The 21,537-nt window shown below is 71.4% G+C and carries 22 protein-coding genes; 10 read left to right on the plus strand and 12 right to left on the minus strand.

The features are described 5' to 3' along the window. The first annotated feature begins 223 nt into the window (after positions 1-223). Positions 224-997 (plus strand): SDR family NAD(P)-dependent oxidoreductase, encoded by a 774-nt coding sequence (locus NOO62_RS37785; protein ID WP_268775302.1) that lies wholly within the window; start codon positions 224-226, stop codon positions 995-997. 19 nt (positions 998-1,016) lie between these two features. Here NOO62_RS37785 and NOO62_RS37790 read toward each other — a convergent pair whose 3' ends face one another. Next, the gene (locus NOO62_RS37790) at positions 1,017-2,252 is read right to left on the minus strand and encodes a lactonase family protein (RefSeq protein ID WP_268775303.1); all 1,236 of its coding nucleotides are present in this window, start codon (positions 2,250-2,252) and stop codon (positions 1,017-1,019) included. Positions 2,253-2,518: 266 nt separating this feature from the next. Between NOO62_RS37790 and NOO62_RS37795 the strand changes: the two genes are divergently transcribed. Beyond that, a complete protein-coding gene (locus NOO62_RS37795) occupies positions 2,519-3,199 on the plus strand; it encodes a TNT domain-containing protein (protein WP_268775962.1) in 681 nt (226 codons plus the stop codon). A gap of 17 nt (positions 3,200-3,216) precedes the next feature. After that, the gene (locus NOO62_RS37800; protein WP_268775304.1) at positions 3,217-3,450 is read left to right on the plus strand and encodes a hypothetical protein; all 234 of its coding nucleotides are present in this window, start codon (positions 3,217-3,219) and stop codon (positions 3,448-3,450) included. Between the two features lie 23 nt (positions 3,451-3,473). On the opposite strand, the gene rpmF is transcribed toward NOO62_RS37800, so the two are convergent. Further along, on the minus strand, positions 3,474-3,644 hold the full coding sequence (rpmF, locus tag NOO62_RS37805) for a 50S ribosomal protein L32 (protein ID WP_268775305.1): 171 nt from the start codon (positions 3,642-3,644) through the stop codon (positions 3,474-3,476). 167 nt (positions 3,645-3,811) lie between these two features. Between rpmF and NOO62_RS37810 the strand changes: the two genes are divergently transcribed. The 3 genes from NOO62_RS37810 to NOO62_RS37820 are packed head-to-tail and all read left to right on the plus strand — an operon-like array spanning position 3,812 to position 6,236. After that, positions 3,812-4,699 (plus strand): MerR family transcriptional regulator, encoded by an 888-nt coding sequence (locus tag NOO62_RS37810; protein ID WP_268775306.1) that lies wholly within the window; start codon positions 3,812-3,814, stop codon positions 4,697-4,699. Then, positions 4,696-5,928 carry a glycosyltransferase gene (locus NOO62_RS37815; RefSeq protein ID WP_268775307.1) on the plus strand — a complete coding sequence of 411 codons (1,233 nt, stop codon included), beginning with the start codon at positions 4,696-4,698 and terminating at the stop codon, positions 5,926-5,928. Before NOO62_RS37810 ends, NOO62_RS37815 begins: the two co-directional genes overlap by 4 nt. Positions 5,929-5,984: 56 nt before the next feature. After that, on the plus strand, positions 5,985-6,236 hold the full coding sequence (locus NOO62_RS37820) for a hypothetical protein (protein WP_268775308.1): 252 nt from the start codon (positions 5,985-5,987) through the stop codon (positions 6,234-6,236). On the opposite strand, the gene NOO62_RS37825 is transcribed toward NOO62_RS37820, so the two are convergent. From NOO62_RS37825 to NOO62_RS37835, 3 genes are read right to left on the minus strand one after another with little or no spacing between them, the layout of a single operon-like run. Continuing rightward, a complete protein-coding gene (locus NOO62_RS37825) occupies positions 6,199-7,236 on the minus strand; it encodes a glutathione S-transferase family protein (protein WP_268775309.1) in 1,038 nt (345 codons plus the stop codon). The two genes, NOO62_RS37820 and NOO62_RS37825, sit on opposite strands and share 38 nt — an antisense overlap. Then, positions 7,233-7,571, minus strand: a complete 339-nt coding sequence (locus NOO62_RS37830; RefSeq protein WP_321170642.1) for a hypothetical protein — start codon at positions 7,569-7,571, stop codon at positions 7,233-7,235. Before NOO62_RS37830 ends, NOO62_RS37825 begins: the two co-directional genes overlap by 4 nt. 55 nt (positions 7,572-7,626) lie before the next feature. After that, positions 7,627-9,126, minus strand: a complete 1,500-nt coding sequence (locus NOO62_RS37835; protein WP_268775310.1) for a cytochrome P450 — start codon at positions 9,124-9,126, stop codon at positions 7,627-7,629. A gap of 108 nt (positions 9,127-9,234) precedes the next feature. Between NOO62_RS37835 and NOO62_RS37840 the strand changes: the two genes are divergently transcribed. Then, positions 9,235-9,843, plus strand: coding sequence for a TetR/AcrR family transcriptional regulator (locus NOO62_RS37840; protein WP_268775311.1), 609 nt, complete (start codon positions 9,235-9,237; stop codon positions 9,841-9,843). A 304-nt stretch (positions 9,844-10,147) separates the two neighbouring features. Here NOO62_RS37840 and NOO62_RS37845 read toward each other — a convergent pair whose 3' ends face one another. Continuing rightward, positions 10,148-10,906, minus strand: a complete 759-nt coding sequence (locus NOO62_RS37845; protein ID WP_268775312.1) for a DeoR/GlpR family DNA-binding transcription regulator — start codon at positions 10,904-10,906, stop codon at positions 10,148-10,150. 73 nt (positions 10,907-10,979) lie between these two features. Here NOO62_RS37845 and NOO62_RS37850 point away from each other — a divergent pair, with 73 nt between their 5' ends. Next, positions 10,980-12,173 carry an MFS transporter gene (locus NOO62_RS37850; RefSeq protein ID WP_268775313.1) on the plus strand — a complete coding sequence of 398 codons (1,194 nt, stop codon included), beginning with the start codon at positions 10,980-10,982 and terminating at the stop codon, positions 12,171-12,173. On the opposite strand, the gene NOO62_RS37855 is transcribed toward NOO62_RS37850, so the two are convergent. Together NOO62_RS37855 and NOO62_RS37860 are read right to left on the minus strand one after the other, a co-directional pair. Continuing rightward, entirely contained in the window at positions 12,128-12,583 is a 456-nt protein-coding gene (locus NOO62_RS37855) for a hypothetical protein (RefSeq protein WP_268775314.1), read from the minus strand. The two genes, NOO62_RS37850 and NOO62_RS37855, sit on opposite strands and share 46 nt — an antisense overlap. Continuing rightward, complete coding sequence (locus NOO62_RS37860) at positions 12,583-13,140, minus strand: hypothetical protein (protein ID WP_268775316.1); 558 nt, start codon at positions 13,138-13,140, stop codon at positions 12,583-12,585. The genes NOO62_RS37855 and NOO62_RS37860 overlap by 1 nt, the downstream gene beginning before the upstream one ends. A gap of 264 nt (positions 13,141-13,404) precedes the next feature. Between NOO62_RS37860 and murJ the strand changes: the two genes are divergently transcribed. Continuing rightward, a complete protein-coding gene (murJ, locus tag NOO62_RS37865; protein ID WP_414931043.1) occupies positions 13,405-14,976 on the plus strand; it encodes a murein biosynthesis integral membrane protein MurJ in 1,572 nt (523 codons plus the stop codon). A 14-nt stretch (positions 14,977-14,990) separates the two neighbouring features. On the opposite strand, the gene NOO62_RS37870 is transcribed toward murJ, so the two are convergent. The 4 genes from NOO62_RS37870 to NOO62_RS37885 are packed head-to-tail and all read right to left on the minus strand — an operon-like array spanning position 14,991 to position 19,645. After that, positions 14,991-16,376: a GH1 family beta-glucosidase gene (locus NOO62_RS37870; protein ID WP_268775318.1), complete on the minus strand. Its 1,386-nt coding sequence runs from the start codon at positions 16,374-16,376 to the stop codon at positions 14,991-14,993. Positions 16,377-16,420: 44 nt separating this feature from the next. After that, positions 16,421-17,260 carry a carbohydrate ABC transporter permease gene (locus NOO62_RS37875; protein ID WP_268775964.1) on the minus strand — a complete coding sequence of 280 codons (840 nt, stop codon included), beginning with the start codon at positions 17,258-17,260 and terminating at the stop codon, positions 16,421-16,423. A 28-nt stretch (positions 17,261-17,288) separates the two neighbouring features. Beyond that, entirely contained in the window at positions 17,289-18,284 is a 996-nt protein-coding gene (locus NOO62_RS37880) for a carbohydrate ABC transporter permease (protein ID WP_268775319.1), read from the minus strand. 38 nt (positions 18,285-18,322) lie between these two features. Beyond that, positions 18,323-19,645, minus strand: a complete 1,323-nt coding sequence (locus tag NOO62_RS37885; RefSeq protein WP_268775320.1) for an ABC transporter substrate-binding protein — start codon at positions 19,643-19,645, stop codon at positions 18,323-18,325. A 183-nt stretch (positions 19,646-19,828) separates the two neighbouring features. Here NOO62_RS37885 and NOO62_RS37890 point away from each other — a divergent pair, with 183 nt between their 5' ends. Continuing rightward, positions 19,829-21,229 carry an ROK family transcriptional regulator gene (locus NOO62_RS37890; protein ID WP_268775321.1) on the plus strand — a complete coding sequence of 467 codons (1,401 nt, stop codon included), beginning with the start codon at positions 19,829-19,831 and terminating at the stop codon, positions 21,227-21,229. The last annotated feature ends 308 nt before the right edge of the window (positions 21,230-21,537 follow it).

Raw genomic sequence — 21,537 nt, forward strand, 5'->3', positions numbered from 1 at the left:
TGGGGAGTCTGGATCTCGCTCAGTGCCACCAACGCTCGCTCGTGACAGTACATCGTCAAGTACGGGCGGTGTTGGCTCTGGCCATGGGTCTGCGGTAGGTCCGTACGGTATTCAGCCACGCCGTGAGGGTGCGTCAGGGGCGCCCTTGACCCGGCCGTCACTGTGGGGCATCTCATGATCGTTGAGGGGTGTGGTCCGGTCCCGTACGGGTTTTACTCACGGCATGACCGACACGAATGGAATGCTGGCCGGCAAGGCCGTCATGATCACGGGGGCTTCGAGCGGGATCGGCGAGGCCGCCGCACGGCTCTTCGCCGCCGAAGGGGCGGCGGTTCTGCTGATGGCCCGCCGCGAGGACACACTCAGGCAACTCGCCCAGGAGATCAACGACTCGGGCGGACGGGCGGCCGTCAGCGCCGGTGACGTCGCGAGCGCCGAGGACGTCCAGCGCGCCGTCGACGCGACGCGCGAACACTTCGGCGCCCTGGACGCGGCGTTCAACAACGCGGGCTACGCGGGTTCGCAGATGCTGCCGCTGCACGAGCTCGACCAGGACGTCTTCGAGCGGACGATGGACGTCAACGTACGCGGCACCTGGAACTGCCTGCGCTCGCAGATCCCGGTCATGCTCGAGGCGGGCAAGGGCGCGATCGTCAACACGGCCAGCACGGCGGCCATGGTGGCCACCGGAGCACCCGTGCCCTACGTCGCCGCGAAGCACGCGGTGCTCGGCATGACCAGGGCGGCCGCGGCCGAGTACGCAGCGCACGACATCCGCATCAACACACTCGTCGTCGGCACCACGCGCACGGAGATGATCAGCCACGCCGTCGAGGCCCACCCGGAGCTGGAGCAGGCGTTCGTCGCCCGCCAGATGCAGAAGCGCATGGCGGAGCCGGTCGAGATCGCCCAGGCGGCGCTGTGGCTGTGCAGCGACCGCGCGTCGTTCTCCACGGGAACCGCCCTGGCCGTGGACGGCGGGCTGACGTCCAACTGAGCCGCCGGTGACACAGGCCCTAGAGAGGCAGCGCGCACACCGCGATCGGTGACGCGAACGGCTTGCCCGTGAGGCGGAGCGCGCCGCTGTCCCCGTCGACCTGGAAGACGCTCACCGAGCTCGACTTCTGGTTCGCGGCGAACAGCAGCCGCTGGGACGGGGAGAAGGCGAGCTGACGCGGGAAGTCCCCGCCGACGGGCACCGTGCCGAGGAGCCGCAGCCGGGCGCCTTCGCCTTCGATCGCGTACCGCGTGATGCTGTTGTGCCCGCGATTGGCGAGAAAGGCGAAGCGGCCCTCGCGCGTCACGACGATCTGGGCCGGATAACTGGTGCCCTCACCCGTGCCGGTCGACTGCGGCTCGCCAGGTGTGAGGCGGCCGGTCGCGGGGTCGTACGCGCAGACGACGACTGTGTTGTCCAGCTCGTCGGCGACATACGCGAAGCGGCCCGACGGATGGAAGGTGAGATGGCGCGGGCCCGCTCCCGGGCGCAGGCTCGCGTACGACGCTCGGCTGAGCGTGCCGGCCTTGTCGTCGAGGCGGTACGTGTAGACCGTGTCGTTGCCGAGGTCGACGGCCAGGACGTGGCGGCCGTCCGGGGCCGTGATGATCTGGTGCGCGTGCGGCCCCTGCCGGCCGGGGCCCGGCGGCGGCGAGGAGTGCGTGACGAGGTCCGTCCGCTCGCCGAGTGCCCCCGACGCCTGGATGGGGTGCACGGCCACGCTGCCGGAGCCGTAGTTCGCGCTGAGCAGCCAGCGGCCGCTCGGGTGCACGGAGAGGTGACAGGGGCCGTTGCCGCCGGTTTCCCTAGTGCCGAGGACGTCGTGCTCGCCGCCGGGGGAGAGCGCGACGGCGGTCACGCCGCCCTTCGCCCGCTCGTTGACGGCGTAGAGCGTGCGACCCGACGGATGCAGCGCCAGGTAGGAGGGGTCGGGGACGCCGTCGAGCGTGCCGGTGCCGGTGATGCGGCCCGTCGCGTCGTCGTACGTCGCCAGGCCGATGCCGTTGCCGCCGCCTTCCTGCGAGGTGTACGTCCCCAGGAACAACCGTCCCTCGCGGCGCGGATGGTGCGCGGCCGAGGAGGCGGTGCTGCGGCGGGTGAGGTCGGAGCGCTCGCGGCTCGCCGGGCCGGGCGACCCACAGGCAGAGGTGGACGCGAGCGCCCCGGCGGTCGCCGCCCCCACCAGCGCACCGATGAAACTCCGCCGCCCGGGGCCGCTCCGCGAATCCCTGCCCGGCTCTGCTCCGCTGTTCATACCTGCACCTCGTGCGTCGGTAGTGACGGATGTGGCAGACACACAGTGCCGCGTGGAGGAGGGAGCGGACAAGAGCCGCACGCACCGGCGCGGCGACCGGCAGGGAGGAGGGCGGCGCAAGTGGCCGAATTCGGCCAACGGGGGCGGACATCACGGCGAGTTGACCATGGCGCGCAACGGAGAGCCATGGCTCCGATACGTTGTGCGAGCAATAGCTGTCGACTGCACACAGATGCCCTAGGAGCTGTCGAGTGGACCACAGTCGTGTGATCCGGATCCGTACCGTCCTGGCCGCGCTCGGCGTCGCCGGCGCCATGGCGGCCGCCCCCGCCGCGAGCGTCACGGCCTCCGCCGCCCCCGCGCCCCCGGCGGCCGCCGGCGCGGCGCACGAGCCGTGCACCGGGAAGTTCAACGGGGACGCCCGCCTCGGCCCGGCCTGGCTCCCCAAGAAGGGGCAGCGCCCTGTCGGCCCGCTCCTGAAGAACTGGAAGCGGACCGGCAAGCTGACGCCGAAGGCCTTCCTGAAGAAGTACTGGGAGGGCCCGGCGAGCACCGGCAGCTGGAAATACCCGCCCAATGACGGCTTCGCCACCGTCAACGGCCAGGTCGACAAGCACCGCGAGCTCCTCAAGAAGGGCGAGGAGCTGGACCGCTTCGGCTCGGAGTTCGGCGGGTACCTCGCGCCCGCGGGCGACCCGTACGCGAAGCGCGCCCTGCCCCCGCAGAACCTCAACACCCGCGAGGCGGCCTTCGCCTGCGACTACCGGGTCTACGAGGTGAACAAGCCGTTCCACGTCTGGCAGGGCAGCATCGCCCCCTGGTTCGAGCAGCCCGGCCGCGGCCAGCAGATCAAGCTGGACCCGGCTTTCCTGGACCCGGGTCAGGGCCAGCGGCTCAACGTGAGGTGGCTGCTGGACCACGGGTACCTCGAGCCCGCCAACGGCTAGCGGAGAGGACGCGGATCGTGGACGCCCGTGAGGCCGCGGCGGCTGTGCGCGCCGCAGGGGTCGCCGACGGCTACTACTGGATCGACGGCGTCCACGAGCCGGCTCCCACGCCCCCCGACTTCGTCTACCTGCGCAGGGTCGAGGGCGGGGAGTGGGAGGTCGGTACGTACGAGAGGGGCACGCACCAGCCGCTCGCCCGGTACGGGGACGAGGATGCGGCCTGCGCGCATCTGCTGCGGCAGCTGACCTGACCCCGGGGTGAGGGGGCGCGCCGTCAGCTCTCCGGGCGCACCAGGCCGCGTTCGTACGCCTTGACCAGGCGCTGCGGCACCATGTGCGACACGCCGTCGACGGTCACGGGCACGAGCTGCGCGGTGACGGCCTTCCACTGGGCACGGCGGTGCCGGGTGTTGCTGCGGGACATCTTCCTTTTGGGTACGGCCATGGGGTCCTCCGGGGCGGGGGTGGGCAGGGGTTTCGTGCGGACGTCCGCACGCTATATGAAAATGGATCCCATTAGCAATTGAAGGGGCTGGGCGTCGAGGCAGGCACCCGGGTTGACCCTCACGTCGCGTCAGGCTTCAAGCTGGGCGCCGACGAAAGGCGAGGTCCATGAGTTACACCGTCGGTCAGGTCGCGGGCTTTGCCGGCGTCACCGTCCGCACCCTGCATCACTACGACCGCGCGGGGCTGCTCACGCCCGGCGAGCGCAGCAACGGTGGCTATCGCCTCTACGGCGAGGCCGACCTGGCCCGGTTGCAGCAGATCCTCTTCTACCGCGAGCTCGGCTTCGCCCTCGACGAGATCGTCGAGATCCTGACCGACCCGCAGGCCGACGCCCTCGCCCGGCTGCGCGCGAGGCGCCAGGCGCTGCGTGAACAGATCGACAGGCTGGAGCGGCTGGTGGAGGTCGCCGAGCGGGCGATGGAGGTGCAGCAGACCGGGGTGCCTCTCGATCCCCGGGAACGTTTCGAGGTGTTCGGCGAGATCACGTTCGACCTCAGCTACGCCACCGACGCCGAGCTGAAGTGGCAGGGCAGCGACGGGCATCGAGCGGCCATGAAAAGCGCCGCCGAGCACACCAAGGAGGACTGGGCGGACCTCATGGGCGAGGCCACGCGGTGGAGGGAGGACCTGCTCGCCGCCTTCGACGCCGGGGAGCCCGCTGCGGGCGAACGGGCCCTGGAACTCGCCGAGGCGCACCGGCAGCACATCGCCCGCTGGTTCACGCCGTGCCCGCCCGACATGCATCGGCGCATCGCTGACGACTTCGTCGACGACGCCCGCGCTTTCGCGCTCGTCGTGCCGCCGTCGCAGCAGCGGCCGGGGCTCGCCACGTATCTGCGTACGGCGGTACGGGCCAACGCCGAGAGCCGCACGGGACCTCAGGCTCGACCTGAGGAAGACGCCAACCCTCACGCTGTACCTGAGGTCGAGAGTCGCGCGGTCGGCGCCGCCGCCGAGTCCTCCCGCTCCTCCCTCCCCGAAGGTGTTCGATGACACGCGTACTGATCACCGCAGCCGGTTCCTACGGCGATGTCGCCCCTTACACCGGCCTCGGCGCCCGGCTCCGCGCCGCCGGGTACGAGGTCGCACTCGCCACGCACCGCTCGTTCGCGCCGCTCGTCGAGGCCGCCGGCCTGCGCTTCCGTGAGCTGCAGGCCTCTCCGGAGGACGGTCAGCGCGCCGGCGGCCGCACGGAACTCATGCGCTCGGCCTCGGCTTTCGTGCACGGGCTCGGGGGCGGACTCGCCGATGCCGCCGTGCGCGGCGCGGACCTCCTCGTACTCTCCACGACCACCGCGCCGCTCGGCTGGCAGCTGGCCGAGGCCATGGACATACCGGCCGTGGGGGCGTACCTGCAACCCACCCATCCCACTCGGGCGTTCCCGCCGGTCGTCGGTGGCACGCGGTCGCTCGGCCGGTTCGGGAACCGCGCGCTCGGCGCCTTCTCCCTGCGCATGGTGGACCGTGTCTACGCCGACGCGGTCCGTGACCTGCGCGCCCGCCTCTCGCTGCCCGCGGCCGCGCCGGGCAGTGTCCGCGCCCGGCAGGAGCGGGCGCGGTGGCCGGTGCTGCACGGCTTCAGCCCGGCCGTCGTGCCGCGGCCCGCGGACTGGCGCCCCGGACTCGACGTCGTCGGCAACTGGTGGCCGTACCAGGATCCGGCGGACCGGCTGCCTCCGGAACTCGACGACTTCCTGCGAGCGGGGCCGCCGCCGGTGTTCATCGGGTTCGGCAGCATGGCGGGCGGTGACGGCGACCGGCTGAGCGAGATCGCTGTGACGGCGTTGCGGACGGCGGGGCTGCGCGGTGTGCTGCAGGCGGGCCGGGCCGGCCTCGCGGCGTCCGGCGACGACGTCCTGACGATCGGTGAGGTGCCGCACGCCCTGCTGTTTCCCAAGGTGGCGGCCGTGGTGCACCACGCGGGGGCGGGCACGTCGGCGGTGGCACTCCGTGCGGGCGTCCCCGCCGTCCCCGTGCCGGTCACGGCCGACCAACCCTTCTGGGCCGCCCGGCTGGCGTCCTTGGGCGCGGCCACCGTCCCGGTTCCGTTCAAGGACCTCACCGCGCCCCGCCTGGCCGACGCGCTCGGCCGCGCCGTCCGTGAGGACACGCATGCCCGCGCCGCCGAACGCCTCGCCGGGACGCTGGCGGCGGAGGACGGCGCGGGGCGCGTGGTGGCCGCGGTCGAGCGGGCTCTTCAGCCCCGTGTCCGCACCCTCTAGCCCGAGCGGCCGACTGGCGAGGCGGCCCTGGGGCGCGTCATGGAAGAGTTCCGGACATGACCGAAAGCTATCTGTACATGGCGCATCCCCGGATCACGGTGCTCGGGGTCCAGCCCGGCCACCCCCCGTTCCGGATCGTGGAGATCGACGGTGAGGTGGTGGGCAAGGCGAAGACCGTCACGGACGTCCTCGACGCGGCCGCCATGGCAGGCATCACCGTGCACGACCTCGACGACCCGGACGCCGTGCGCTGGGTGGGCGGCGACAAGTTCACGTGGAAGCCCGACAAGGAGCCGACCTGGCCGTGACGGGCACCTCCTCCCCGGAGGGCACGGGCCCCGGAGGCGTGCCGTCACCGAAGGGGCGGCCGCCCAGCTCCTCCCGGTGATGCGGCGTCAGCCACCCCGAGAGGTCCGGGCCGAGCGGCACGATGCCGGTCGGGTTGATGCCGGTGTGCACTTGGTAGTAGTGCCGCTTGATGTGGTCGAAGTCGATGGTGTCGCCGAAACCGGGCGTCTGGAAGAGATCCCTCGCGTACGCCCAGAGGACCCGGTCCTCGGACAGTTTCCGTACGTTGCACTTGAAGTGGCCGTGGTAGACGGCGTCGAACCGCACCAGCGTGCAGAAGAAGCGGATGTCGGCCTCGGTGATCGTGTCCCCGGCGAGATAGCGGCGGCTCGACAGACGCTCGGAGGCCAGGTCGAGACGGTGGAAGACGTCGCGGCACGCGGACTCGTAGGTCTCCTGGTCCGGGGCGAAACCGGACCGGTACACACCGTTGTTGACGTCGCGGTAGATGCCGTCCATCACGGCGTCGATCTCGTCGCGCAGCGGCTCGGGATACAGGTCAGGCGCCCCCTCGCGGTGCAGTGCCGTCCACTCCGTGGCGAAGTCCAGCGTGATCTGCTGGTAGTCGTTCGTGACCAGCTTGCCGCTCTCCACGTCGACCAGCGCGGGAACGCTTACGCCTCCCGGATAGCCGCTCTCCCGCGCCTCGTACGCCTCGCTCAGATAGCGGATGCCGAGCACCGGGTCGCGGCCGTCGGGGTCCAGCGTGAACCGCCAGCTCCGGTCGTCCTGGATCGGGTCCGTGACGGCCAGCGAGACGGCGCCCTCCAGGCCGAGAAGTCGCCGCGCGATGAGCGAACGGCCCGCCCAGGGGCAGGCGCGGCTCACCACAAGCCGGTACCGCCCCGCCTCCACCGGCCAGCCGTCCCTGCCGTCCGCCGTGACGCGGTCCGAGAAGTGGCTCTTGGAGCGCTTGAACTCCTTGTGCCCGTACGAGGCGTTGCCCTGGTCCGCGCTCATGACTGGCTGCCCTCGCGTGCGCAGGAGTGGGACATCCGCGCCCGCTCCTCGGACGGCGGACCCGGGTCCGCGGAGCGCGGGAGAGGCGGCGCGAGATCGTAGATCCGGTCGATGAGCGCTGCTTCGTTGCCCGCGAGACCCGCCCGGCGCAGCGCCTCGTCGGCCTCCGCGATGGGCCCCGCGAGCAGCGTCGCCGCGGCCACGGGGGAGACCGACGCGGAGTCGGAGAGTGTGGCGCGCGCCGTGTGCAGCAGGCGCAAGCAGGCCTGGGCGGCGAGCAGTTCCTCGGACGTCGTGCCGGTCATGTCGAGCGACTCCTCTGCGCTGGATGGCATGGCGGCATCTCGGGATGCCACCTCCACTCTTGCGCACGGGTCTGACAATCGCGCTCTACGCGGCCCGGGCGCGGCGCGAGAGACGCAGCGTCAGGCCGTCCGGCATCAGGGTGAGACGCTCCGCGACGCGCAGCCGGTAGCCCGGATCGGCGTGCAGGTCGTAGCGGCGGAGGAGCAGTCCGAGCACCAAGGTCGCCTCGTGCAGCGCGAACTGACGTCCGATGCAGGCGCGTGCGCCAGTACCGAACGGCTTGAAGACGTGGGCGGGGCGCGCGCGTACGGCCGAAGGGGCGAACCGGTCGGGGTCGAACTCCTCGGGGTGCTCGCCCCATGCGGCCGGGTCGCGGTGCAGCATCGTCGCGAGAACCAGCGCCCACGCGCCGCGCCGCATCGGATGCTCACCCCCGAGGACGGTGTCCGTGCGGGCCTCGCGGGCGAATCCCGGAGCGGTCGGCCAGAGCCGCAGCGACTCGTCGAGCACCCGGCGCAGATATCGCAACTTGGCCACCTGCTCGTACGCGGGCTCGCCCTCGGTGCCCCAGACCTCGTCGACCTCGGCCCGCGCGCGGGCGAGCACTTTCGGGGAGCGCGACAAGTAATGCAGCGCGAACGACAGCGCGCCGGACGTCGTCTCGTGCCCGGCGACCAGGAAAGTAATGACCTGGCGGCGGATGTTCTCCGGAGTGAGCCGCTCCCCGGTCTCGGGGTGGGCCACTTGCAGCATGCGGTCCAGCAGGTCTCCGCTGTCGCCCGACCCCGGAGCGCCCTCCGCGCGGCGGGCCGCGATCACCGCGTCGACCGTGCGGTTGAGGTACGCCATGTCCGCGTCGTTGCGCCGGTCGGCGCCGCGCAGCACGAGCGGGGTCAGCAGCGGCGGCACGACGTTGCGCCGCTGGGCGAAGGAGAGCGTGCCGACCATCGCCGACACGAACGGGTGCGGAGCGGACCGTTCGAAAGAGCCGAAGTCGTGCCCGAAACCGGTACGGGCGATCGTCTCCAGCGTCAGCTTCGTCATGTCGCCCGGCACGTCCACCGCCCGGCCCGCCGCCTCCCGCTCGTCCCAGCGGGCCGTCAGCTGCCGTGCGACGTCCAGCATCAACGGGTGGTAGCCCGCCATCGCGTCGCGGCTGAACCCGGGGGCGAGGATGTCGTGAGCCAGCTGCCAGTTGGGCTCGTGGTTGTACGCCGTGAAGAGACCGTCGCCCGCGACCGGCCGCAGATTGGCCACGCCGAGCCCCACGTGCTTCGCGAACCGCGACTCGTCGGCCATGTCCGCGGCGAGGTCGGCGCCCCACACGAAGACGAACTCCTTGCCGAACGCCTTGCGCCGGAAGATCGGACCGAGCTGCTCCGCCAGCTTCATCGAGTCCTGCAGCGGCGTGCGGACGTTGGCGCCCAGGATGTCGCCGACCACCGGGAGCCGACGCGGCGGATGCGGTATCCGGTGCAGCTCGGGCCAGCCGAGCTCGGCGCTGCGAAAACCCTTTGGGGGAGGGGCCGGGGCACGCTGCCCGTCCGGTCCGTTCGCCGCCGCGGACCGCGTCGTCTGCGCCATGTGCCCATCTCCCTTGTCCGACGGGCCCGTTGGGCCTGTTGTACGTGGATTCAATAGGAGATCCCAGTCTGGTGCCCCTATTGAATTGGCGTCAAGTAAGGTGCCTGCATGGCCGCGAATCCCCAGGAGCGCACGCGCCGCAGACTGAGTACCGAGGAGCGGCGTGAGCAGCTGCTTTCGGTCGGGGCGCGGCTCTTCGCGCAGAAGCCCTACGACGACGTGTGGATCGAGCGCGTCGCGGAGATCGCCGGCGTCTCGCGGGGGCTCCTCTACCACTACTTCCCGACCAAGCGGGACTTCTTCGCCGCCGTGGTGCACCGGGAGAGCGAGCGCATGCTGCGCCTGACGGCGGCGGTCCCCGGGCTGCCGGTGCGCGAGCAGATCAGTACGGGCCTCGACGCGTTCCTCGGCTACGTGGAGAGCCACGCACAGGGTTTCCGCGCCTTCCACCGGGCCGAGGCGGCGGGCGACCCGCTGGTCCGCGAGGTCTACCGCAACGGTCTCGCCGCGCAGGAGCGGCAGATCCTCGCCGCCCTCGCCGCGGACCCGGCCGCGTCGCACGGCACGCAGGACCTGCCCGCGCTGCGCCTCGCGGTGCGCGGGTGGCTGGCGTTCATGGTGGCGGTCTGTCTGGAGTGGCTGGAGGAGCCCGACCTGACGCGGGAGCAGGTCAGGGACCTGTGTGCCAAGGCGTTGCTGGGCGCGATCACGCGCTGAGGCGGAGCACCTCGCGCAGCCGGGCGGGGGTCGTGAGGCACCAGTGGTAGGCGCCGGGTTCGGGCTTGGCGTGGCCTGTGCGGCAGGAGAAGGCGCACACCTGGAAGTGCTTGAGCCAGGAATGCCGCTCTTCGTAGTGGGCGGCCAGTTCCTCGGGGATGTTGGAGAGCAGCGCGACGGGCTGTCCCGCGGCCGCCAGCTCCTCGACGAGGACGACCCTCGTGTCGTCGACGGCGCTCCAACTGGCGAGATCACATGTCGAAGAGCACGACGTCGTGAGTGCGGTGGTGGTCGTTCATGGGGGTCATACCTTTCGTACGGCCACGCCCGCCGCGGCGATCATGTCGGTCTCCGTGTCCGGTGCCGCGTCGTCCGTGACGACGGCGTGCAGCGCGTCGGCGGCGGCGACGAACGCCAGGGCGGTACGGGAGAGCTTCGCGGCGTCCGCGACGGCGATGACGCGGCGGGCCGAGCCGATCGCGGCTCGTTTCACGGCGGCATCGTCCAGGTCGTAGGCGGTGAGGCCGTCCGCCGCGGTCAGTCCGCAGCAGCCGATCACGGCGGTGTCGAAGCGCAGTGCGGCCAGGGACGCGGTGGTCAGCGGGCCGGTGAGGGCCAGCTCGCCGGGGCGCGGCCGCCCGCCCGGCACCAGGAGCGTCACCTGCGGGGCGGCCGACAGGGCGTTCACCGCGTGCAGGGACAGCGGCATCACGGTCAGGCGCCGGTGCTCCAGGGCGCGGGCGACCTCGAGGCAGGTCGTGCCGCTGTCGACGACGACGGACTCCCCGTCCGCGATCAGCCCGGCCGCCGCGGCGGCGATGCGCCGCTTGGCCGCGAGGCCCTCCTGCTCCCGCAGCGCGAACGGCGGTTCCTCGCCGCGCAGCAGCAGGCTCCGTGCGCCACCTCGATAGCGCTCAAGGACACCTTGCTCCGCGAGAACCTCCAGGTCGCGGCGGACGGTCATCTCGGATGCGCCGGTGAGCCCGGCGAGCTCCGCGACACCGAGCCGCCCCGCGTCGCGTACGGCTTCGGTGATCTGCCTCAGTCGATCTGTACTGGCCACGCACACAGCAAACAACAATTCTGTTCGCAGATCAATCTTCCGAACATCGAAACTGTTCGTTATGTTCGAAAGCATGGAAAGAACACTGCGAGTCGGCCGACTGGCCACCTTCGCCTACTTCGCGCTGAACGGCTTCCTCATGGGCATGTGGATCGTCCACATCCCCGCCGTCGAGGACCGTGCCGGGATCAGTCACGCCGTGCTCGGCTGGCTCCTGCTGCTGCTCGGCGCCGGCGCATTCGTGGGCATGCAGATCGTCGGGCCGCTCACCGACCGGCTCGGCGCCCGCATCGTCGTGCCCGTCAGCGCCGCGCTGTGCGCCGCGGCCGTGGTGCTGCCGGGGCTCGCCACGAACGTGTGGACGCTGGGGGCCGCGCTGCTCGCCTTCGGGCTCGGCAACGGCTGCCTCGACGTCAGCATGAACGCCCACGCCGTGCAGGTCGAGCGCGGCTACCGACGCCCCGTCATGTCTGCCTTCCACGCCACGTTCTCCATCGGCGGCGTCCTCGCCGCGCTGGTCGGCGCCCGCACGCTCAGCTGGGGCTGGAGCCCGGCCGCGACGCTCGGCGCGGTGGCCGCGCTCGGGGTCGTGGCGGCGGCGGTGTCCGCTCCCGCGCTGCTGCGCCCCGAACCCGGATCCGTACCGTTGCCCGAGTCCCCGACGCCATCGCGGCGCGGAACCCCGCGCCGGATCTGGGTCCTCGCCGCCCTCGCCCTGATGCTCATGCTCTGCGAGGGCGTGGCCAACGACTGGAGCGTCCTGCACCTGCGCGACGTGCTCGACGCGCCCGCCGCGACCGCGGCCCTCGCCTACGGCGCCTTCGCCACGGCCATGACCATCGGCCGCCTCCTCGCCGACCGGGTGGCCGCGCGGTACGGGCCGGTGGCCATCCTCCGGTACGGCGCCGCCGTCGCCGCGGTGGGCCTGACGGTGGCGGCGTTGTCACCCTGGATCCCGCTCGCCCTGACTGGCTGGACCGTGTTCGGCGCGGGCCTCTCGGGCTGCATCCCCCAGCTCTTCAGCGCCGCGGGCCACGCGGACCCCGAAACCGCGGGCGTCAATGTCTCCCGCGTCGCGGGGCTCGGCTATCTCGGCATGCTCGCGGGCCCCGCCGTGATCGGCCCGCTCACCCACTTCGTGCCGCTCAACCTGACGTTCTTCCTGCCCGTGGCGTTCTGCGCCGTCGCGGCCTGCGCGGCGGGCATCCTGCGGGAGACCGCTCAGGGGGCGGGGAACCCCGCCCGGAAGTGCTCCAGCAGCGTCTGACGCGATGCGGCGGTGGCGAGCCGGTCCGCCACCCAGAGGTAGAAATCGTCGGCGAGCTCGTCCAGCCAGTCGTACGCCGGGTCGAAGGGGTGGGAATCCGGCGCCGCGTACGGGAGTTCGAACTCCGGGTCGCCGCCGGAACCGGCGACGGCGAAGTGCCGCGTGCCGTCCGGCAGCGAAGCCTGCCGGACCGAGGCCGACGCGCAGTCCCAGCGCCGCGCCCCGAACTGCAGCCACAGCGTCCCGGAGTCCTCCCCGGCGCCGTACAGCGCGCCCGCCGCCTGCTCGCCGTCTCCAGGAAGGTGCACGAAACCGTGGCAGCTGCCGCCGGGTGCGGGGGAGAGGAGCCCCGAAGCGGGATCCAGGTCCCACACCCGGCCGTGCCGGTCGTAGTCCGACAGACGCGTCATCAGCCGCGCGGCTCCAGGCCGAGCTCCCGGTCCACGGCGGCGCTGCTCCGCGTGGCGGCCGCGATGACCGCCTTCCAGCTGCCGTACTTGGCGTACTGCTGGTCCGCCGTCGGGCCAAGCGGGTTGCCGTACTTCTTCATGTTGCGTGCCTCCAGGGCCTGCACGGCTTCGGGCGACATGCCCGCGCGCGTGATGTCCTTGGCTTCGTTGCGCATGTCCACCAGCGTGCGGGCGATCTCCTCGTCCGAGCGGCCCGCGTCGTGCATCTCGTCGGCCGTGCGCTCCATGGCGTCGAGCAGCTGGTGATAGCGGATCCGGGTCTCGCGCGCCTGCGCGCGCTGCTCCGGAGTCATCTCCCGGATCATGCAGACGGCGGGGTCGCTGCTGGTGCACGACTCGTCGACGACGGCGGGCGCGGTGGCGGCCAAGGCGGATGCCTGGGCCGCGTGAGCCTGCCCCGGGGCGACGAGGAAGCCGTTCGCCGCGGTGAGCAGGGCGAGCAGGAAGAGGACGACGAAGCGGGCCGGTGCCGGGAGGGCTGGCGCGGATCTCGACATGGGGGGTGGGGTCTCGCTTTCTTGCCGGGTAACGCACGATCGGGGACGAATCGGACGTTACGGCGGGAGGGCGAGGCCACGCGCGCGTGGCGGTGACGCGTTCGGGTGACCGTGAGGTGTCACAGGCCCGTGCGAAGATCAAGTGCATGGATTTCGAAGTCATATGCGCCGAGCCGTACATACGCCGGGCCGAGCCGTACGTACGCGCCGAGCCGCACACGAGGTGCTGCTGACGTGGCGACCCTCGCGCGCTCCTCGCTCCTCATGGCCTTCGGGACCGTGGTCTCCCGCGCCACCGGCCTGATCCGGCAGGTCCTCCAGGGCGCTGCCCTCGGCACCGGCCTCCTCGCCGGTACGTACAACACGGCCAACACCGTCCCCACCAGCCTCTACACCCTGCTCATCGGCGGCGCCCTGAACGCCGTCCTGGTGCCCCAGCTGGTGCGCGCCCGTGCGAACGACCCCGACGGCGGCACGGCGTTCGAGCAGCGCCTGATCACCCTCGTCGTCTGCGTCCTCGGCGTCGGCACGGCCCTCGCGGTATGGGCGGCCCCGCAGATCGTCGCGCTCTACATGAGGGACACCGCCGAGAACCACGAGGCGTTCGAGCTCACCGTCGTCTTCGCCCGGTTCCTGCTGCCGCAGATCTTCTTCTACGGGCTCTTCGCGATCCTCGGACAGGTCCTGAACGCCCGCGAGAAGTTCGGCGCGATGATGTGGACCCCGGTCCTCAACAACGTCGTGCTCGTCACCATGTTCGGCGCATACCTGGGTCTGATGACCGTGCCCGACGACGTCCGGGACATCACCGCCGAGCAGGTCGGACTCCTCGGTATCGGCACCACCCTCGGCATAGCCGTGCAGGCCCTCGCGCTCGTGCCGTACGTGCGCGCCGCGGGCCTGCGCTTCAGGCCGCGCTTCGACTGGCGCGGCACCGGCCTCGGCAGGAGCGCCCGCGCCGCCCGCTGGACGCTGCTGCTCGTCCTCGCCAACCAGGTCGCGCTGACCGTCGTCACGAACTACGCCAACGCCGCCGACCGGACCCTGCCGAAGGACGGCGTCGGCTACACCGCCTACTCGTACGCGCAGACCATCTGGCTCCTGCCGCAGTCCATCGTCACCGTCTCCCTGGTGACCGCGCTGCTGCCCCGGATGAGCAAGGCCGCCGCCGAGGGCAGGACCGCCGACCTGCGCGGCGAACTGTCCCGCGCGCTGCGCGTCACCGGCACGGTGATCGTGCCCGCCGGGTTCTTCTTCCTCGCCTTCGGCCCGCAGACCGCGGAACTGCTCTTCGCCCACGGCGCGTCCGACGCCGCGGCCACCGAACCCCTCGGCCACATGCTCCAGGCGTTCGGCCTCGGCCTCATCCCGTTCTCCGCGCAGTACCTCCTGCTCCGCGGCTTCTACGCCTGCGAGGACACCCGCACCCCCTTCTGGATGGCGGCCTGGGTGGCGGGCGTGAACATCGGCCTCGCCACCGTCTGCCATCTGCTGCTGCCCGCGCGCTGGGCGGTCACCGGGATGGCCGCCGCGTACACGCTGTCGTACGCCGTGGGCCTGCTGCTCACCGCGCGGCTGCTGCGCCGCCGCCTCGGCGGCTACCTGGACGGCCGTCGGCTGACGCGTACGTACGGCAAGTTGATCCTCGCGTCCGCCCTGGCCGGTGCCCTCGGCTGGGCCGCCGCCCGCGCCGGATCCGAGGTGACCTCGGCCGGTACGGCCGCGACGGCCCTGGCGCTGACCGCCGGCGCGCTGACGATGGCCGTCGGCTATCTCGTCCTCGCGCGCCTGCTGCGGATAGGGGAGATGCGGATGCTGCCCGGCCTGCGCCGCTGAGACAGGCTCCGAGCTCAGGCGGCCCGCGCGGTGCGGTGGCGGTGGGTCCGGACGAGGTCCGCGTAGTGGCGGCCGCTGCCCTTGACCGTGCGGCGCTGCGTCGCGTAGTCGACGTGGACCAGACCGAAACGCTTGTCGTAGCCGTACGCCCACTCGAAGTTGTCCAGGAGCGACCACGCGTAGTACCCGGCCAGCGGGGCGCCCCGACGGGCCGCACGGGCGCACGCCGCCAGGTGCTCGCGCAGATAACGGGTGCGCTCCACGTCGTCGATCGTGCCGTCCGCGCGGACGAGGTCGGGGAACGCCGAGCCGTTCTCGGTCACGTACAGCCGCCGCGCCCCGTACTCCTCTGTCAGCCGCATCAGCAGGCTCTCGATACCGTCCGCGTCGATCTCCCAGTCCATGCCGGTGTGCGGCACCTCGGGCCGGTACACCTGCCGGGCGAACGGCGCGGGGCCCTCGGGGTCGTCGGCGACGACGGCGGGGAAGTAGTAGTTGAGGCCCAGCCAGTCCAGCGGCTGCGCGATCGTCGCGAGGTCACCCGCACGCTCCGGCAGGTCGACGCCGTACACCTCCCGCATGTCGGCGGGGAAGCCGAGCCCGTGCAGCGGGTCGAGCCACCAGCGGTTGGTGTGCCCGTCGACCCGCCGGGCGGCGGCGACGTCCTCCGGCCGGTCGGACGCGGCCACCACCGGCGACAGGTTGTTGACGATGCCGACCTGCGCGCGGGGCGCCGCAGCACGGATCGCCTGCGCGGCCAGACCGTGCCCCAGCAGCAGGTGGTACGAGGCGCGCACGGCCGCCGTCAGATCGGTGAGACCCGGCGCCATGCGGCCTTCCAGGTGACCGATCCAGGCGGAGCACAGCGGCTCGTTGAGCGTCGCCCAGAGCGGCACCCGGTCGCCCAGGCGTTCGGCAACCACCGAGGCGTACGCGGCGAAATGCTCGGCGGTCGCACGCTCGGGCCAGCCACCGCGGTCCTGCAGCACCTGCGGCAGGTCCCAGTGGTAGAGGGTCGCGTTGGGGGTGATGCCCGCTTCCAGGAGTGCGTCGACGAGCCGGTCGTAGAAGTCGAGGCCCGCCGCGTTGACCGGCCCGTCGCCACCGGGCACGATCCGCGGCCAGGCGAGCGAGAAACGGTAGGAGTCGACGCCGAGCTCCCGCATCAGCGCGATGTCCTCGGGCCAGCGGTGGTAGTGGTCGCAGGCCACGTCGCCCGTGTCACCGCCGTCGACCGCGCCCGGGGTGCGCGCGAACGTGTCCCAGATCGAGGGCGACCGGCCGTCCTCGTCGACGGCCCCCTCGATCTGGTACGCCGATGTGGCCACGCCCCACGCGAAGTCCCGGGGGAGCGCGGAGAGGTCGGGGGAGGAGGTGGCCGGGGAGGAGGGGTCGGTCACGGGGTTCCTTTCGGGAAGGGGCGGGTCCGGGAGGGGCGGGAGCGTCACTTGACGGCTCCGGCGGTCAGTCCGGCGACGAGATAGCGCTGCAGGAGCAGGAAGCCGGCGACGACGGGGATGCTCACGACGAGCGAGGCGGCCATGACCTGGTTCCAGTACACGTCGTTCTGGGTGGCGTAGCCCTGGAGGCCCACGGCGAGGGTGCGCGTGGTCTCGTTCGTCATGACGGAGGCGAAGAGCACTTCTCCCCACGCGGTCATGAAGGCATAGACGGCGACGGCGACGATGCCGGGGATCGCGGCGGGCACCACGACCCGGAACAGCGCCCGCAGCGGCCCGCAGCCGTCGACCAGCGCCGCCTCGTCCAGCTCGCGCGGCACCGAGTCGAAGTATCCGATCAGCATCCAGATGGAGAACGGCAGCGAGAACGTGAGGTAGGTGAGGATGAGCCCGGCGCGCGAGCCGAACAGCGCGATGCCGGTGGCGTTGCCGACATTGACGTAGATGAGGAAGAGCGGCAGCAGGAAGAGGATGCCCGGGAACATCTGCGTCGACAGGACGGTCACGGTGAACACCCGCTTGCCGCGGAAGCGGTAACGGCTGACCGCGTAGGCGGCGAACACCGCGATGACCACCGAGCACACCGTCGCCGCGCCCGCCACGATCAGCGAGTTCATGAAGTAGTCGGCCAGCGGCACCGTCTTCCAGATGTCGAAGTACGGCCGCACGGTGAACCCGCTGGGCATCCAGCGGAACGAGCCGGACACGTCCTGCAGCGGCTTGAGGGAGCTGCTCACCATCACGTACACGGGAAGCAGCACGAAGCCGGCGAGGAGCGTCAGGAAGATCCGCCGCGACCACAGGAACGAACGCGGCGCGGCCATGGGTGAGCGGCCGGACCTCGGTGAGCGGCTAGACATCGGCGGTCTTCCTTCCCCGCGAGGTCACCAGGAGATATACGGCCGTCACCAGAAGCAGGAAGAGCAGCAGCAGGACCGACATGGCGGAGCCGGTGCCGAAGTTCCAGGTGACGAACGACGACTGGTAGATGTGGATGGAGATGAGGTCGGCGGCCTCGGGCGCCGACTTGCCGAACAGCACGTACGGCGTGTTGAAGTCGTTGAACGTCCACAGGAACAGCACCAGGACGAGGACCTGGTTGACGGGCCGCAGCGACGGCAGCGTGATGCGCCGCACCTGCTGCCACATCCCGGCCCCGTCGATCGCCGCCGCCTCGTACTGCTCCTTGGGAATGTTCTGCAGCCCCGCCATGACGATCAGGAAGGCGAACGGCCAGCCCTTCCACACCGACACGGTGAGCAGCGCGACGAAACTGTTGTCGCCGATGAGCCAGAACGGACGGCTGTCGGTGAGTCCGAGCTGGTCGTGAACCACGTGGTTGATCAGACCGGTGTCGCGCTGGAACATGAACGACCAGGTGATGACCGCCGCGTACACCGGCAGCGCGTACGGGATGAGGAAGACGGCCCGCAGCAGACCGCGGCCGCGGAAGTGCTCCTGCATGAAGACCGCGGCGGCCGTGCCGATGAGCCAGCACAGGCCCACGGACAGCACCGTGAACGCGACGGTCACGAAGAACGAGTGCAGCAGCGCCTCGCCGACCGGGGCGTCGAAGTCCACCGACAGCTTGTAGTTGTCCAGGCCCGTCCAGGGGGCGGCGCCCCAGTCGCGGATGAAGAACTGCGTGAGCTCCTTGAAGCTCATCACGATGCCGACGCCCATCGGTATGAGGTGGACGACGAGTTCGAGGAGCAGGGCGGGGAGCAGCAGGAGGTAGGGGAGCGAGACGCGGCGCAGGCGGGCGGGCAGGCGCAGCCGTGAGGGGCGCTTGCCGCCGGGCGGCGCGGCCCGCTCCTTGGAGGGGGGTGGTGTGGTGAGGGTGGTCACGGGTCGGCTCTCAGCTCTCGACTCTCGGTTCTCGGCTCTCAGCTCTTCGGCATCTGCTGCTGCGCCTTGGACAGCTCGGACCTCACGGATTCCGCGGTGACCGGCCTGCCCGCGGCCGCGTCGGCGAACAGCTTCTTGATGGCCGTGCCCACCGACGTCTCGAACTGCGACTCGTTGGGCACCTGCGGCAGCGGCGCGGCGCTCTTGCGGAGCGTGTCGCGCAGCACGGCCGTGTCGGCCCGGTCGAAGGCCGCGTCCTTCTGCGCGGCGGTGACCGGCGGGATCGACCCGTACGCCTTGTTGAGGCGGGCCTGTTCGGCGTCGCTCGTCATGAACTTGACGAACTTGCGGGCGCCGTCGAGGTTGTCGGTGTTCTTGAAGACGGCGAGGTTGATGCCCGCGACCATCGAGTTGACCTGCCGCTCCGCGCCGGGCTTCCCGGACGCCACGGGGACGGGGGCCACGCCCCACTCGTCCGGCTTCATGCCCTGCGCCTCGAACGTGGTCGCCGCGGCCTGCCACAGCACCATCGCCGTCTTGCCCTGCGCGAAGTCCCGCAGCGACTGGTTCTGCGCGTACTCGGCGTTGCCCGGCGCGATGATCTTGTCCTTGGCCATGAAGTCGACGTACTGCTTCACGGCGGACACCGCACCGTCCGAGGTGAAGGTCGGCTTGCCCTGCGCGTCGAAGAAGTCCGCGCCGTGCTGCTTGCCGAGGGCGAAGGCCTGGTGGATGTTGTTCACCAGGTTCGAACCCTCGGCGCCCAGCGCCCACTTGCCACCCTTGGAGAGCTTCTTGCCCGCGGTCACGAGCTCGTCCCAGGTGGCCGGCGGCTTGCTGATGCCCGCCTCCTTGAACATGGCCTTGTTGTAGTAGAGGGCGTACGACAGTGAGTACAGCGGCACCGCCGCCGGGTCCTTGCCCTCGGTGCCCGTCGAGCCGAGCGCCGCGTCGACGAAGCGGTCCTTGCCGCCGATCGCCTTGAAGTTCTTCGCGTCCCAGGGCAGCAGGGCGCCCGTGGCCTGGAGCGAGGACGACCAGGTGTTGCCGATGTTGAGGACGTCGGGGCCCTGTCCCGACGTGGTCGCCGCGAGGATCCGGTTGAGCAGGTCGGACCAGGGGACGACCTCCAGCTCGACCTTGATCCCCGTCTGCTCCTCGAACTTCTTCAGCTCGGGCGCGAGGATCTTCTTGTCCGCCGCGATGTTCGGCCCCTGGTTGGAGGCCCAGTAAGTGAGCGTCTTGGGCGAGGCGTTGCTGCCCTCGCCGCCGGTGTTCGTGCCGCCGCCGCAGGCCGTGAGGGTGGCACCGGAGAGAGCGGTCACGGTGGCGAGAGCTGCCAAGGCTCGGAGTCTGCGCATGACGGATCCGTCCCTTTCGTGGTGGATGAACGGGAATGAGAACGAAGGAGCACAGGCGTGAGGAGGCGCCGAGTTCGACGTCTGAACAGATTCACGACTTAATTTAGGACGTGAGTTAAAACCTGAGAGAAAGTCGCGTCAAGGGGTCGCGCACGGGTATGTTGCCGATCGGAGAGGAGCCACATGGCCGAGCGGAGCAGTCGAACGGTGCGCGACCTGCGCGTGGGCAACCGCGCCTCGGTGTTGCAACGGTTGTATTTCGGCGGGCCGATGAGCCGCCAGGCACTCGGCCCCGCGACCGGACTCAGCTCGGGTTCCGTGAGCAACGTCGTCGCCGAACTCACCGCGGACGGCCTCCTGGAGGAGGCGGGCAGCGTCGAGTCCGACGGCGGCCGCCCGCGCACGCTGCTGCGCGTCGCACCGTCGAGCGGCCGCCTCATCGGCGTCGACGTGGGGGAGACGCGGGTCCGCGTGGAGGCGTTCGACCTGGCACTCACGGAACTGGCCCGCACGGAACGCCCGTTGACGGACTCGGGACACGATGTGGAGACGGTCGTCCGCCATATCGCGGAGGGTGTGGCGGAGGTGGTGGCGGAGGCGGGGATCGAAACGGGGACGGGTGCAGGGCCGGGGGTCGGGGGCGCCGCCGACGTGCCGTACGGGGGTCTGATCGGCGTGGGGGTCGGTGTGCCGGGCATCGTCGACGGCGGGGGTGGCGGGGGCGGTATGGGTGGCGCTGGGGGTATGGGCGGCGCGGGTGGCACGGTGGTGCACGGTCAGACCATCGGGTGGGACGCGGTCCCGTTGGAACGCATGCTGCGCGACGCGATCCAACTCCCCCCGGACACGGCTTACTTCGTGGACAACGGAGCCCGCGCTCTCGGCCAGGCCGAGATGTGGTTCGGCGGCGGACGGGGCGCGAACGATGCGGCGATCGTGCTGATCGGCTCCGGAGTGGGCGCGTGCGTCGTCACCGGTGGCGTCATCCACGGCGGCGCGCGCGGCGGGCCCGCCGAGTGGGGCCACCTGACGGTGAACGTCCGAGGCCGCCGCTGCCGGTGCGGGGCGCGAGGCTGCCTCGAGGCGTACGCGGGCGCCGAGGCGCTGCTCGCGCGCTGGCAGGAGGCGGGGGGTGTGCTGCCCGCCGGCGCCGACGAGGAGACCGGGGTGAGCGCGCTGCTGGCGGCCGCGCATCCGCGGGACGGCGGCGCGCCCGACCCCGTCGCGGCCGCCGTGCTCGACGAGACCGCCGAGTATCTCGGGGCGGGCATCTCCGACCTCGTCAACCTCTTCGGCCCCGAACGCGTTCTGGTCGGCGGTTGGGCGGGCCTCCAACTGGGCCCGTACCTGCTGCCCGCGGTCCGGCAGTACACGGAGGCGTACGCGCTCCGCTATCCGGCGTCGCGTGCCACGGTCGACCTCGGGCAACTCGGCCCCGACGCGGTCACGGTGGGTGCGGCGACGCTCCCCCTCGCCGACTTCTTCACCCGAGGCGGCCGCCGAGCGACCCCGTCCCGCACGGAGGCGGCTACGCGGGGGGTGCCGGACTGGAAGGTGGTTCTGGAGGGGCGGGGGGCGCGGTGAGGGGAGTTCAGGGAGTCCGGTCGGGCGGTGGTGCGCCCGGTGGGCGTCTGCGGCGCGGCTTCGGGGCGTCGTCGGGTTCGGCCTCGTCCGCGGCGTCGTAAGTTCCCGCTCCCCTAGCCATTGATGTGCCCGCCTCGATGTCGGCGATCAGCTGCTGGATGAGCGCGGCGCCGGGCGGTCCTGTCCGTCGCACCCCTGTTCGGTGCCCCATACACGTCAGTCAGGTGGATCACGCCTCGCTGCGTCCTGCCCGACGTGACCGACGCAGCTCCCAGCCCAACCCCCAGACCCACGCCAACGCCAACGCC

It is taken from the genome of Streptomyces sp. Je 1-369 (assembly GCF_026810505.1).
Lineage (GTDB): Bacteria > Actinomycetota > Actinomycetes > Streptomycetales > Streptomycetaceae > Streptomyces.

Excerpts from the sequence above, each read along its gene's own strand:
- NOO62_RS37860 (WP_268775316.1), bottom strand. The coding sequence starts at position 13,140 with ATGTCGAGATCCGCGCCAGCCCTCCCGGCACCGGCCCGCTTCGTCGTC.
- NOO62_RS37855 (WP_268775314.1), bottom strand. The coding sequence starts at position 12,583 with ATGACGCGTCTGTCGGACTACGACCGGCACGGCCGGGTGTGGGACCTG.
- rpmF (WP_268775305.1), bottom strand. The coding sequence starts at position 3,644 with ATGGCCGTACCCAAAAGGAAGATGTCCCGCAGCAACACCCGGCACCGC.
- NOO62_RS37830 (WP_321170642.1), bottom strand. The coding sequence starts at position 7,571 with ATGCCATCCAGCGCAGAGGAGTCGCTCGACATGACCGGCACGACGTCC.
- NOO62_RS37790 (WP_268775303.1), bottom strand. The coding sequence starts at position 2,252 with ATGAACAGCGGAGCAGAGCCGGGCAGGGATTCGCGGAGCGGCCCCGGG.
- NOO62_RS37815 (WP_268775307.1), top strand. The coding sequence starts at position 4,696 with ATGACACGCGTACTGATCACCGCAGCCGGTTCCTACGGCGATGTCGCC.
- NOO62_RS37825 (WP_268775309.1), bottom strand. The coding sequence starts at position 7,236 with ATGAGCGCGGACCAGGGCAACGCCTCGTACGGGCACAAGGAGTTCAAG.
- NOO62_RS37835 (WP_268775310.1), bottom strand. The coding sequence starts at position 9,126 with ATGGCGCAGACGACGCGGTCCGCGGCGGCGAACGGACCGGACGGGCAG.
- NOO62_RS37785 (WP_268775302.1), top strand. The coding sequence starts at position 224 with ATGACCGACACGAATGGAATGCTGGCCGGCAAGGCCGTCATGATCACG.
- murJ (WP_414931043.1), top strand. The coding sequence starts at position 13,405 with ATGGCCTTCGGGACCGTGGTCTCCCGCGCCACCGGCCTGATCCGGCAG.
- NOO62_RS37890 (WP_268775321.1), top strand. The coding sequence starts at position 19,829 with ATGGCCGAGCGGAGCAGTCGAACGGTGCGCGACCTGCGCGTGGGCAAC.
- NOO62_RS37850 (WP_268775313.1), top strand. The coding sequence starts at position 10,980 with ATGGAAAGAACACTGCGAGTCGGCCGACTGGCCACCTTCGCCTACTTC.
- NOO62_RS37885 (WP_268775320.1), bottom strand. The coding sequence starts at position 19,645 with ATGCGCAGACTCCGAGCCTTGGCAGCTCTCGCCACCGTGACCGCTCTC.
- NOO62_RS37810 (WP_268775306.1), top strand. The coding sequence starts at position 3,812 with ATGAGTTACACCGTCGGTCAGGTCGCGGGCTTTGCCGGCGTCACCGTC.
- NOO62_RS37820 (WP_268775308.1), top strand. The coding sequence starts at position 5,985 with ATGACCGAAAGCTATCTGTACATGGCGCATCCCCGGATCACGGTGCTC.
- NOO62_RS37875 (WP_268775964.1), bottom strand. The coding sequence starts at position 17,260 with ATGGCCGCGCCGCGTTCGTTCCTGTGGTCGCGGCGGATCTTCCTGACG.
- NOO62_RS37840 (WP_268775311.1), top strand. The coding sequence starts at position 9,235 with ATGGCCGCGAATCCCCAGGAGCGCACGCGCCGCAGACTGAGTACCGAG.